10 protein-coding genes and 1 tRNA gene are annotated in these 12,378 nt (G+C 61.6%); 7 read left to right on the top strand and 4 right to left on the bottom strand.

Annotation, left to right across the window (positions count from 1 at the left end; genetic code table 11):
- Positions 1 to 108 precede the first annotated feature (108 nt).
- On the top strand, positions 109 to 1,050 hold the full coding sequence (locus JKV55_RS09640; RefSeq protein WP_202084668.1) for a LysR family transcriptional regulator: 942 nt from the start codon (positions 109 to 111) through the stop codon (positions 1,048 to 1,050).
- On the opposite strand, the gene focA is transcribed toward JKV55_RS09640, so the two are convergent.
- Positions 932 to 1,867 carry a formate transporter FocA gene (gene focA / locus JKV55_RS09635; RefSeq protein ID WP_202084666.1) on the bottom strand — a complete coding sequence of 312 codons (936 nt, stop codon included), beginning with the start codon at positions 1,865 to 1,867 and terminating at the stop codon, positions 932 to 934. The genes JKV55_RS09640 and focA overlap by 119 nt on opposite strands.
- Before the next feature lie 125 nt (positions 1,868 to 1,992).
- On the bottom strand, positions 1,993 to 3,315 hold the full coding sequence (locus JKV55_RS09630; protein WP_202084664.1) for a Na+/H+ antiporter family protein: 1,323 nt from the start codon (positions 3,313 to 3,315) through the stop codon (positions 1,993 to 1,995).
- Positions 3,316 to 3,612: 297 nt separating this feature from the next.
- On the opposite strand from JKV55_RS09630, the gene JKV55_RS09625 reads away from it, so the two are divergent.
- Entirely contained in the window at positions 3,613 to 4,218 is a 606-nt protein-coding gene (locus JKV55_RS09625; protein WP_202084662.1) for a peroxiredoxin C, read from the top strand.
- A 99-nt stretch (positions 4,219 to 4,317) separates the two neighbouring features.
- Here the strand turns inward: JKV55_RS09625 and JKV55_RS09620 are convergent, their stop codons facing one another.
- A complete protein-coding gene (locus JKV55_RS09620; RefSeq protein ID WP_202084660.1) occupies positions 4,318 to 4,563 on the bottom strand; it encodes a TIGR02647 family protein in 246 nt (81 codons plus the stop codon).
- Positions 4,564 to 4,736: 173 nt separating this feature from the next.
- Here JKV55_RS09620 and modF point away from each other — a divergent pair, with 173 nt between their 5' ends.
- The 3 genes from modF (at position 4,737) to JKV55_RS09605 (ending at position 9,231) form a co-directional block, all read left to right on the top strand.
- The gene (gene modF / locus JKV55_RS09615) at positions 4,737 to 6,212 is read left to right on the top strand and encodes a molybdate ABC transporter ATP-binding protein ModF (protein ID WP_202084658.1); all 1,476 of its coding nucleotides are present in this window, start codon (positions 4,737 to 4,739) and stop codon (positions 6,210 to 6,212) included.
- 66 nt (positions 6,213 to 6,278) lie between these two features.
- Positions 6,279 to 6,935, top strand: coding sequence for a cupin domain-containing protein (locus tag JKV55_RS09610; RefSeq protein ID WP_237332796.1), 657 nt, complete (start codon positions 6,279 to 6,281; stop codon positions 6,933 to 6,935).
- Between the two features lie 247 nt (positions 6,936 to 7,182).
- Positions 7,183 to 9,231 (top strand): methyl-accepting chemotaxis protein, encoded by a 2,049-nt coding sequence (locus JKV55_RS09605; protein WP_202084654.1) that lies wholly within the window; start codon positions 7,183 to 7,185, stop codon positions 9,229 to 9,231.
- Between the two features lie 34 nt (positions 9,232 to 9,265).
- On the opposite strand, the gene rnt is transcribed toward JKV55_RS09605, so the two are convergent.
- Positions 9,266 to 9,940 carry a ribonuclease T gene (gene rnt / locus JKV55_RS09600; protein ID WP_202084652.1) on the bottom strand — a complete coding sequence of 225 codons (675 nt, stop codon included), beginning with the start codon at positions 9,938 to 9,940 and terminating at the stop codon, positions 9,266 to 9,268.
- 392 nt (positions 9,941 to 10,332) lie between these two features.
- Here rnt and JKV55_RS09595 point away from each other — a divergent pair.
- Positions 10,333 to 10,420: transfer RNA gene (locus JKV55_RS09595), tRNA-Ser, on the top strand.
- Positions 10,421 to 10,693: 273 nt separating this feature from the next.
- Positions 10,694 to 12,331, top strand: coding sequence for a methyl-accepting chemotaxis protein (locus tag JKV55_RS09590; RefSeq protein ID WP_202084650.1), 1,638 nt, complete (start codon positions 10,694 to 10,696; stop codon positions 12,329 to 12,331).
- Positions 12,332 to 12,378 lie beyond the last annotated feature (47 nt).

The following is a 12,378-nucleotide window of genomic DNA, read 5'->3' as shown; positions in this document are numbered from 1 at the left end:
AGGCTACCTCTTTGTCAACAACCCGAATCTTCAGGCTTCAGTGTGACCCTTGCATTACCATCCATCAAATGAATAGTATTAATCAGTTTATTCTTATGGTGAATATTGATGAAGCTGCACCAGCTCGATCTCAACCTGTTGCTCGCCTTCGATGCCCTGATGATCCAGCGCAACGTCACCCGGGCGGCCGAGCAGTGTTTTATCAGCCAGCCGGCCATGAGCCATGCCCTCAACCGGCTGCGCCAGTTCTTCGAAGACCCCCTGCTGGTGCGCAGCGCCACCGGCATGGTGCCCACCGCCCGCGCCGACGTTCTGCACCGGGCGGTGCGCCAGGCTTTGGCACTGCTGGAGCAGGAGCTGGGACGGGAGGAGCGCTTCGATCCCGCCAGCTCCAGCCGGCGCTTCGTGCTCAGCACCACCGACTATGTGGAGTGCGTGCTGGTGCCGCCGCTTATCCGCCGGCTGAAGACGCTGGCGCCCGGGGTGCGCATCGAGATCGGGATATTGCGCGATCGCCTGCCGGAAGGCGCCCTGGTCAACGGCGAGGTGGATCTGGTGCTGGGGTTCGATGAATACATGCAGGTGCCCGGCTCATTGCGGACCCAGACCTGGCTGACCGAGCCCCTGGCGGGGGTGGTCAGCCGGGAGCACCCCGGGGTGGGGGAGCGGCTCAGCCTGGACGAGCTGACCGAGCTGCCCCATGTGTTCCACTCGCCGCTCGGCACCCGCGAGTCCATCGTCGACCGCTGGCTGGCGGGGCAGGGGCGTAAACGCACCATCTCGGTCAACAGCCAGAGCTACATGTCGGCGGCGGCCATCGTCGCCCAGAGCGATCACCTGCTGGTGCTGCCCCGCAAGGTGGCGATGATGCTGGCCGAGGCCTGGCCGTTGCGCATGGTGGCGTTGCCGGAGGACGCCCCCGCCTACCATCTCAACTGCGTCTGGCATCCGCTGCACGACCGCCAGCCGGCGCTGCAGTGGCTGCGTCATCTGCTCCGCTCTCTGATTTCGCAGGCGGTGTCTGGCGCAGGTAAATCAGCCAGTAACTGAGCCCCACCAGCACGCCGCCGCCGATAATATTGCCGAGGGTGACCGGCAACAGGTTGCGGAGCAGAAAGTTGGCCAGGGTCAGTTCGGCGAAATCGGCGGGCAGGGCGCCGGTCAGGGCCCAGAACTCGGGGCCGGCAAACTGCTGGATGGCGATGGCCAGGGGCAGGATAAAGAGGTTGGCGATGCTGTGTTCGAAACCGCTGGCCACGAACATCGAGATCGGCAGCAGCATCACCAGCACCTTGTCGGTGTTGCTGCGGCAGGAAAAGGTCATCCACACCGCCAGGCAGACCATCATGTTGCACAGTACGCCTAAGGCCACCGCTTGCACAAAGCCGTGGTGCAGCTTGTGCCGGGCGATATTCAGGGTGTTGAGGCCCCAGGCGCCGTCGGCGGCCAGGTGCTGGCCGGCCAGCCAGATCAGCAGCACGAGCAGCAGGGCACCGCCCAGGTTGCCCAGGTAAACGATCACCCAGTTGCGCGCCAACTGGCCCCAGCCGATGCGCCGGCTGGCCCGTGCGACTGTGGTGAGTACGCTGGAGGTGAACAGCTCGCCGCCGCAGATCACCACCAGGATCAGCCCCAGGCTGAAGGCCAGGCCGCCGATAAAGCGTGCCATGCCCCAGGGCAGGCCGCCGGCGCCGGTGGTGACCGTAATGTAGAACACGAAGGCGATGGAGATAAACACACCGGCAGTCAGCGCCAGTATGAAAGATTGCAACGGTGGGCTGCTGGCCTTGTAGACCCCCACATCCTCGGCTTTTTTCGCTATTTCCGGCGGTAGCAGGGGATCAAGGTTATTGTTGTTAGGTTTCATGTTTAAGACCCTGGAAGCTAAAAATGTAGTTTTATTTTAACAGCTTCGAGGGTGAATAGCTTGACGTTGATCAGGAGAAAACCGACAGGGCAAGGCGGTGCCACCCTTGCCCCTTACCGAGAAATTTAGAGCACCATGGCCGCCAGCCAGCCGAAGACGATCAGCGGCAGGTTGTAGTGCAGGAAAGTGGGCACGACCGAGTCCCAGATATGATCGTGCTGGCCGTCCGCGTTCAGGCCCGAGGTGGGGCCCAGGGTGGAGTCGGAAGCCGGCGAACCCGCGTCCCCCAGGGCGCCGGCGGTGCCGATGATGGCGACCGTGGCCAGCGGCGAGAAGCCGAGCGCGATGCACAGGGGCACATAGATGGGCGCGATGATGGGAATGGTGGAAAAAGAGGAGCCGATGCCCATGGTGATCAGCAGGCCCACCACCAGCATCATCAGGGCGGCGAGGGCCCTGTTGTCGCCGATCACCGCTTCCACCGCCTGCACCAGGCTGCCGATGCCGTCGGTGGCCTTGAGCACGGCGGCGAAGCCGGCGGCGGCGATCATGATAAAGCCGATCAGCGACATCATCTTCACCCCCTGGGTGAAGGCGTCCTGGCTTTCCCTGAACTTGATGACCCCGCCCAGGGTGAAGATCACGAAGCCGACCATGGCGCCGAGGATGATGGAGTCGCTGTACAGCTGCAGCCCCAGGGCGGTGAGGATGGCGAGCACGGCGATCAGGATATGGGCGCCGTTGATGCGGACCTGCTCGGGCTCGATGGCCAGGATCTTGGCTTCGTCATAGTCCCGGGGGCGGCGGTAGCTGATAAACAGCGCCACCAGCAGGCCGAGCAACATGCCGCCCACGGGAATCGCCATGGCGGTGGGCAGCATGGCCTTGTCGGCCGTCACCCCGTTCTCGACCAGGTTGGCCAGCAGGATGTTGTTGAGGAAGATGCCGCCGAAGCCCACCGGCAGCAGCATGTAGGTGGCGGTGAGGCCGAAGGTGAGCACGCAGGCCACGGCGCGTCTGTCCAGCCGCAGCCTGGCCATGACATGCAACAGTGGCGGGATCAGGATGGGAATAAAGGCGATGTGCACCGGGATCAGGTTCTGGGAGGAGATGGCCACCAGCAGCAGGGTGCACAGCAGCAGCGCCTTGATCCACAACAGGCGGCCGGCGGTGGCGTCCCGGCCCAGGGCGCGGATCACCTTGAGCGCGAGCAGGTCGGTGATGCCGGAGCGGGCGATGGCCACGGCAAAGGCGCCCAGCATGGCGTAACTCAGGGCGATGGTGGCGCCACCGCCGAGGCCGCCGGCGAAGGTATTGACCGCCTCGGTCAACGACAGGCCGGCGACCATGCCGCCCGCCAGGGCACTGAGGGTAAGGGCGACCACCACGTTGATGCGCAGCAGGCTCAGGGCCAGCATCAGGCAGACGGCGATGACAACAGGATTCATGGATTATCCTTACGGGATTTGGCTGAACGGGGATGCGAAGGGGCTAGTTTGCAAATTCAGCCAATAATGTCGAGCATTATTTGGCTCGACACCGTCTTCTATTACAGATCCTGCTGCCAGAGGTCGTCTGTGCAGGGAATTGGCATTATGCCCGCCCGCCGGTGGCCATGGCCGCTGCTGCAATTTCATACAACCGGCCCGTGCGCTCTTGGGTTTGGCGGCAGGCGCCCCTATACTGTGTGGCCGAACTGCGTGGTTTCCTGGAAACCCACTATTGTAAACACCAAGGAGATAGACATGAGCGTACTGGTAGGCCGCCCGGCCCCCGACTTTACCGCTGCTGCTGTACTGGGTAATGGCGAAATCGTTGATAACTTCAACCTGAAAGCGTTCACCGAAGGCAAAGCCGCCGTGGTGTTCTTCTACCCGCTGGACTTCACCTTCGTGTGCCCGTCCGAGCTGATTGCCTTCGATCGCCGTTTCGAAGAGTTCCAGAGCCGCGGCGTGGAAGTGATCGGCGTGTCCATCGATTCCCAGTTCAGCCACAATGCCTGGCGCAACACCCCGGTAGAGAAGGGCGGCATCGGCCAGGTGAAATACCCGCTGGTGGCCGACGTCAAGCACGACATCTGCAAGGCCTATGACGTAGAGCACCCGGAAGCCGGTGTGGCTTTCCGCGGCTCCTTCCTGATCGACGCCAACGGCGTGGTTCGTCACCAGGTGGTGAACGATCTGCCGCTGGGCCGCAATATCGACGAAATGCTGCGTATGGTCGATGCCCTGCAGTTCCACGAAGAGCACGGCGAAGTGTGCCCGGCCCAGTGGGAAAAAGGCAAGCAAGGCATGCAGGCTTCTGCGGACGGCGTGGCCAGATACCTGGCGGAGCACGCCGAGGGTCTGTAAGACTCTCGCTGCGTTTCTCGCATCAAAATGCCGGCACGGGTTGCCGGCATTTTTTATTTTGGGGAAGGGTCATAGATGCCATGACCGGGATGGCGCGCCTCAGGCGGTAGTGCTTTCCCGCAACAGGTTCAGCATGGCTTGTGCGTGTTCATTGGCTTCCCGCCCCAGTTCGGTCAGGTAGCCGCCGTCACTCAGGGTAATCAGCCCCTTGTCGTGCAGCCGTACGGCAGCCGCGATCACTGCCGGGTCCGCATCATGATGTACCTTGATCCCCTGCTGGGTGGTATCGAGATCGAAATGCAGCAACAGATTCAGTTCATCCATCAGGGCCTGGTTATAACGCATAAAAGCTCCTCAGCGGAGGGTGGGTGACATGCAGACGTTAGCCTGTTCTGGCGCGGCGGGTTGGGGGCTGGCTCACAAATCCGGATCCAGGGTGTCAATTTTGTCTCTTGCATCCCGCGGCCGGGTTATTGATGATGTCTTTTTGCCGATTAATCGAGAAGGATCAGGCTTGTATGTCCGCCATCAGTATCAGGGATGCCCAGTTTTCCATCAGCGAACGCCATCGGCTGAGCATCAAAGGGCTCGAACTCGAGGAGGGGCAGTGCTGGAGCTTTGTCGGGGCCAACGGCAGCGGCAAAACCGCCCTGGCCCGGGCCTTGGCCGGGGAGCTGCCACGGCTGGCCGGCCAGTTCAGCAATGGCTTCCGGCGTATCGAGTGGGTGTCGTTCGAGCAGTTGCAACGCTTGGCCGACCGGGAGCGGGAAGAGGATGAAAGCGATCTGCTCGATTATGAGGATCAGGGCCACAGCGCCCGACAGATCATCCTGGAAGGCGGGGGCGAGGCGGCGGGGCTGGATGAACTGGCCGGACGCTTCGGCATTGCGGAACTGCTGGATCGCGGTTTCAAGTATCTCTCCACCGGAGAAACCCGCAAGGTGTTGTTGTGCCGGGCCCTGCTGCAAGCGCCGGAACTGTTGATCCTGGACGAACCCTTCGACGGCCTGGACGTGCATGCGCACGCAGGGCTGATGTTGTTGCTGCAAGAGCTGGCGGCGGCGGGACAGACGCTGGTCTTGATCCTCAACCGGTTCGAGGAAATTCCCGATTTTACCGACCGGCTCGGCATACTGGCCGAGTGCGAGCTGACCACCGCCGGGCCCCGCGCCGAGGTGGCGGCCTCGGCCGAGCTGATGCAACTGACCCATCTGGCGGCCATGGAGCAGGCGACCCGGGCGCTGCCGCCGGCGGATCCGGACGCGGTGCGGCGTGCCCTGGACCCCGACGCTCCGCGCATCGTCATGCGCGATATCAGGGTCAGCTACGGTGGCCACCATATTCTCGACGGCCTGAACTGGCAGGTGGATCCGGGTGAGCACTGGCAGATAGTCGGCCCCAATGGGGCCGGCAAGTCCACCCTGCTCAGCCTGGTCACCGGCGACCATCCGCAGGGCTACAGCAACGATCTCACCCTGTTCGGCCGTCGGCGGGGCAGCGGTGAAAGCATCTGGGATATCAAGCAGCATATCGGCTACGTCAGCACCACCATGCAGCAGGACTACCGGGTGACCGCCACGCCGCGCTCGGTGATCCTGTCCGGCTTCTTCGATTCCGTCGGTGTCTATCAGCAGCCCGGCGCCAGCCAGTTGGCCCTGGCCGAACAATGGCTGACGCTGCTCGGCCTGCAGGGCCAGGCCAACGCGCCGTTCCGGAGCCTGTCTTACGGCCAGCAACGGCTGCTGCTGATCGCCAGGGCCATGGTCAAGCACCCCCCCATCCTGATCCTGGACGAACCCTTGCAGGGGCTGGATACCTTCAACCGCCACTGGGTCAAACGCTGGATCGATCTGCTGGTGGCCGAGGGCGGTACCCAGTTGCTGTTCGTGTCACACCATCAGGAGGATGCGCCGGCCTGTATCAGCCACCGCCTGAGCTTCGTCAGCGCAGGCACTGGCTACATTTATCGCAGTGAGGCCCTGAAAGGGGCTTGACCCCAAACCAAGGCGGGGCGAGGATGGGATCCCCTTTGTCTGTCGGGACATTAACCGATGCTGAATATGGATTTTTCTCAACGACTGACCCTTCCCTATGATGCTTCCCGCTGGCAGCCTTCACCGGCTGCCGGCGTGTGGCGCTATCCGCTGGAGCGGGAGCAGGCGGAAAGCGGTCATGTCACCAGCCTGGTTCGGTTTGAACCGCACGCCCGCTTTCCCGAGCATCAGCACCCCCAGGGTGAGGAGTTCTGGGTGCTGGAAGGCACCTTTTCCGATGAAAACGGTGATTACCCCGCCGGCAGTTATGTGCGCCATCCCCCCCGGAGCCGGCACGGCTCCTTCAGCGATGAAGGCTGTGTGCTCTTCGTGAAGCTCAACCAGTTTGCCGAGGGGGATACTGGACTCCTGCATCTCCGGCCCGGGCAGGACCTGTGGATCACCGGCGAACACGGCTATCGGCGCTTGCCGCTGCACAAGCATGCCGGGGTGAGCACCAGCCTGTTGGACTTTCCCGCCGGTGGCCGTTTCCCGCCCTGCTGCTACAAGCATGGCCTGGAGATCCTGGTGCTGGAGGGGCATCTGAGCGAGGGGCCGACCCGCTATCCAGCCCTGAGCTGGCTGCGTTTCCCGCCCGGTACCGTACCCGGGCTGGAGGCGGACAACCACACCCGACTGTGGGTCAGAACCGGACACCTCCAGCCCGTCACCCGGGTCGAATAACGACCAGAAAATAAGCACTGGCCGGCTCACCTGGGTGAGCCGGCCAGTGCACAGACTGCCTTCCCGTGTTTCCATTCGGCCGGTCTGAAGCCGCCGGTCCCGCCCGCGACGGGCTTAAATTAGCCGCGGTCAGGCCCGCCGCTTGATCCATGTCAAATAAAACCACGGCCTGGCACAAATATTGCCTTAAGCCAGGCGCGATGATGCCGATACACTAACCATTCCCGGCGGTATCACGAGGCATTGCATGACGTCACTCAAACTCACCCACAAACTCGGCTTACTGGTATTGTTGCCCCTGGCGGCACTGTTCCTGTTTGCCACCCTCTATGCCACGGCGAGTTATCGCGGCATGGTCAATGCCGCGGACATGCTGCCCATTACCCGGCTGGCGGCACATACCGGTCAACTGGCACACCAGTTGCAGGCCGAACGCGGTTTGTCGGCCAGCAGCATCAATGACAGTCGCGGCGACTTTATCCCCCGGCTGACCGAGCAGCGAGCCCGCACCGAACAGGCCCTGCGCCAGTTGGAGCAGGGCAGCCGCCAGCAGTCGACGAGTGGTGATGCCGCCAGCCGCCACCAGGCCCTGCAGCAGGCGTTGGGCCAGCTCGGCAGCTTGCGCCAGCAGGTGGATGCCAAGCAACTCACGGTGCCGCAAGTGGTGGACAACTACAGTCGGGTCATTGCCTCCCTGCTGGCGGTGATCGACGGCGCCGTCCCCCTCGCGGCCGATGCGCCCCAGGCCGCTTCCCTGAGCGCCTACAGCGCCTTTCTCCAGGCCAAGGACAGGCTGGGGCTGCTCAGGGCCAGCCTGAGTTCGGCCCGGGTGGCGGGACAGTTCAGCCCGGAAATGTACCGCCGCTTCGCTGGCCTGGAGGCCGAATACAACGCCTACCTGGAGCGCTTTATGGTGCTGGCCGCCCCCCAGTGGCGTGATCGGTTCACGGCGGTGCAGGGGACCACGGTGGCGCGGGAAGTGCAGGATGCCATCAGCCAGGCCCACCGGCAGCACGGCCACAGTGCCCTGAGTGGCGATGCCGCCGCCTGGTTCACCCTGGCCACGGGGTATATCGATGCCATCAAGGGGGTCGAGGATCAGTTTGCCGCCAGCCTGGCCCACACCGGCGAGCAGGGCTATCTGGCCGCACGCAACAGCTTTGTGTTTTCACTGGTGCTGAGTCTGGCGGTAGCCCTGCTGACCCTGGCGATATGCGGTCTGATCCTGCGCCAGCTGCGCCTTGGCTTCGCGGCGCTGCAACAGGGCATCATGCGCATTGCCCATCGCCAGGATTTCAGCCAGCCGGTGCGGGTGGCGAGCCGGGACGAGCTGGGCGAGCTGGCCGGCGCGGTCAATCGCATGCAGCATCAGCTGTCCACCCTGCTCGGCCAGATGCGGGATACCTGTGAACAGCTGACGGCCCACAGCGGCCATACCCGCCAGACCCTGCAGGTGATCCAGCAGGATCTGGACCGGGGGCTGGGGCAGGTGGATCTGGTGGTGTCTGCCGCCACCGAAATGTCGGCCACCGTGGCCGAGATTGCCCGTCATGCCTCGGAAACCTTTTCTGCCGCCAACCACACCATAGCCAGGGCCTCGGACGGCGACCACAAGGTGGATGATACTATTGCCGCCATCGAACAGGTCGCCGCCTCGCTGGAGCATGGCGAGGCCAAGGTGGTCGAAGTGGCGGGATACAGCCGGGACGTGAGCAACTTCCTCGACGTGATCAAGCAGATTTCCGATCGGACCAATTTGCTGGCGCTGAATGCGGCCATCGAAGCGGCCCGGGCCGGGGAATCGGGCCGGGGCTTTGCGGTGGTGGCCGAAGAGGTGAGGGCCCTGGCGATGCAGACCCAAAGCACGGCCGACCAGATTGAAGACATGCTGACCCGGCTGCGCCAGGGCAGCGAGCAGGCGGTCGAGGCCATGGGGCAGGGGCGCAGCCGCAGCCTGGCGTGCGTGAGCGAGGCCAAAAATGCCGGTGCCCAGCTGTCCGCCATCGTCGATGAAATCAGCCAGGTGAACGCCATGACCGAGCAGGTGGCGACGGCCACCGAAGAGCAAAGAACCGTGACCGACGATATCCAGCACAACATAGTGGTGATGAAGCAGGGGTACGACAGTACCCAAAGCTGTGCCGCCGAGCTGGTGCGCGGCAGTGAAATGATGGAGCAGATGGTGGTCGAGCTGGATGGCCGGCTCAAGGCCTTTACCCTGGGGGATGGCGACTGGCGGCGTGACGACCTGCAGGAGCCGTCGTTGAACTGGAGCCCGGCGACGGGGCGAGGCTAACGAAAAACCCGGGGCCATCCCGGCCCCGGCCTGCTTATTCCGATGACGCCGGTGCGTCGAAGGCCGGTGTTTCCATCTGTCCGAGCGGCCAGCCGCCCAGTTCTTTCCAGCGATTGACGATAAGGCAGAACAGCTCGGCGGTTTTGCGGGTATCGTAGAGGGCGCTGTGGGCCTCTTTGTTATCGAAGCTCATACCCGCCGTTTTGCAGGCCTTGGCCAGTACCGTCTGTCCCAGCGCCAGGCCGGCGAGGGTGGCGGTATCGAAGGTGGCGAAGGGGTGGAACGGGTTGCGTTTGATGCCCGAGCGTTCGGCCGCGGCCATCACAAAGCCATGATCGAAGGTGGCATTGTGCGCCACCACGATGGCGCGCTGGCACTGGTTGGCCTTGAGCCCCTTGCGTATTCCCTTGAAGATCTGCTCCAGGGCCTCGTGTTCGCTCACCGCCCCGCGCAGGGCGCTGTAGGGATCGATGCCGGTAAACGCCAGGGCGGCCGGTTCCAGGTTGGCACCCTCGAAGGGAGACACATGAAAATGGAAGGTCTGGTCCGGGCTCAGCCAGCCGTTCCTGTCCATCTTCAGGGTAATGGCGGCAATTTCCAGCAAGGCGTCGGTCCTGGCATTGAAACCGCCGGTTTCCACGTCGATCACCACCGGATAATAGCCCCGAAAGCGCTCGTGGAGCTGAATAGATGCTGCTGTTGCCGTCATTATCGTCCTAACTTTGCCTTAAAAACCGGGCGCTTATTATGCCAGAGTCACCCGGTATCGTCGCCTGCAATGGCCACCCGGAACCGGCAGTCGGGCCGTCTGGCGTAATATTGCGCAAACGCACCGGGATGCTAAGAAAAAGATTGCACCCATGCCGCGTCTTGCCTACTATACGCCCCGCTGAAAGGGCGATGCCCTTCGGTGTTAGGAAGGCCGGTGAAGGTAACACCGATAACAAAAAACGCCACAACAATTTGGTGAGGTGTCCGAGTGGCTGCCAAGAGGCAAAGCCGGGGTAAAAGCGCGCAGCGTGCTGCGTCAGCCCGAGGACAGTAATCCGAAGACGAAAGAGCGGTGAAGCAGACACCGTAATAAAAAACGCATAAAAATTTGGTGAGGTGTCCGAGTGGCTGAAGGAGCACGCCTGGAAAGTGTGTATACGGCAACGTATCGAGGGTTCGAATCCCTCCCTCACCGCCAAATCTTAGTTAGGATAAAGCCACTGCTTGCAGTGGCTTTATTTTTTAGCCTGTCAGCTGAAAGCCGCCCACCCATTTTCTTCCCTGTCCCGCTTTTTGATGCCCCATGCTGGCGACTTGTCGTTTTATCTTCATTTTTTTCTGTTAGTATCGGGCTGGCCTGGCAGTGAGGTCTGATTGAATCTTACGGTTGGGTCTATTTCCATGTTTTTGCTTGGCGGATGATGCTCTACGTGGAGCCAGAACCGTCATGGGTTATTCAAGGAAGGATAACATGCAGCAGAGCTATTCCCTTTCCATTGCCGCTCGTATCTGGATTTTGCTTGGTGTTTTTGCGCTGTGTTTGCTGTTCAGCATTGGTGTGGCACTGCGCCATAGCCATTTGCAGCTGCGTGACAGTACTCAGCACTCTGCGATCATCGCGGTAGAGAGCGCGCAAGGCATACTCAACCACTATCTGCAGCAGGAGCGAAGTGGCGAGCTACAACGTCAGGATGCTCAGTCACAGGCGATCACCCATATTGAAGCATTGCGTTTCGACAATGGTAACTATGTCTTTGTTCATCAAGATAACGGTGTGGCCGTCAGTATTGTTACCAGCCCACAGCTGAACGGCCAGAATATCGACGAGCTGCAAGATCCTACCGGGGTCTACATCGTCCGAGGTATCCGCCAAGCCGCCATGAATGGCGGCGGCTTCACCCACTACCAGTGGGGCAGCCCTACCGATAAGAACGTGCTGATCGATAAAACCACCTATTCGGCTTATTTCGAGCCTTGGGGGTGGATTATTGGCAGTGGCGTCAACATGGGGCGGTTGGAGCAGGAACAGGCGTTGGTACAGAAACGGTTCATCATAACAGCCATACTGGCTCTGGTGATGATGGGGGGGGTAAGCATGTTGTTGATCCGCAGTATTACCCGGCCATTGACTCGGAGTGTGGCAGCGATGAGGGATCTGGCTACCGGCGATGGTGATCTCAGGCGCCAATTGCCGGAGACCGGCCCACGTGAATTGGCGATGCTGGCACGCCATTTCAATCAGTTCACCGAGATTATTCGCGGCATTGTCCAGGCGGTGGCGACGGCGGGCGGGAGTTTGACCCAAGCCGCATGCATGTTGGATGGCGCGACCAAATCTACCGAGCGCGCGGTGCAGGGACAGCAGACCGGTACCGAACAGCTTGCTGCAGCGATGAATGAGATGGTGCAGACGGTCAACGAGGTCGCGCGATTGGCGGCAGGTACGGCGGAAGCTACCGAAAATGCAAGTGTTCAAACGGCCGAGAGTCGGCAGGTAGTCAGTGAAGCAATGATCTCCATCGGCGCCTTGGCCACTAGCCTGGCCGATGCCAGCCAGGCAATCACCCGCTTAGAGCAGCAAAGCAGCAATATCGACCAAGTACTGAATGTGATCCGAGGCATTGCCGAGCAGACCAATTTGTTGGCATTGAATGCCGCCATCGAAGCCGCTCGCGCCGGGGAGGCGGGACGGGGATTTGCCGTGGTGGCTGACGAAGTCCGCACTCTGGCGCAACGAACCCAAGAATCGACCAGTGAAATCCGGGCTATTATTGAAGAGTTGAAGTCAGGCACCCACCAGGCTGTTGCCACTATGCAAGAGGGAGTACAGCAGGTGCGTTCTTCGGTTGAACTGTCTGGCTCGGTGGAGTCATCGCTGGAACAGATTGTAACTACGATCCGCGCTATGCAAGATATAATAGTGCAGATTGCCAGCGCGACCGGGCAGCAAGTTGCCGCTGCCGAAGAGATTAACCAAAGCGTGATCGTGATCCGTGACCAATCCAGTGAAGTGGCGGGTGAAGCAGGCAACACATCCAGAGCTACCAAGGAGCTTTCTGGCATTGCCGAGCGAATGTCGGCGCTGATTGCCCGTTTTAACATCCAATGATTGAAAAGCCCGCAGCGATGCGGGCTTTTTCGTTCCGGCCCGCCGCC

The sequence above is a fragment of the Zobellella iuensis genome (assembly GCF_016746085.1).
GTDB classification, from domain to species: Bacteria; Pseudomonadota; Gammaproteobacteria; order Enterobacterales; family Aeromonadaceae; genus Oceanimonas; species Oceanimonas iuensis.
Note: the sequence above shows the minus strand (reverse complement) of the source record. Positions and strands in the feature narration are given on the sequence as shown.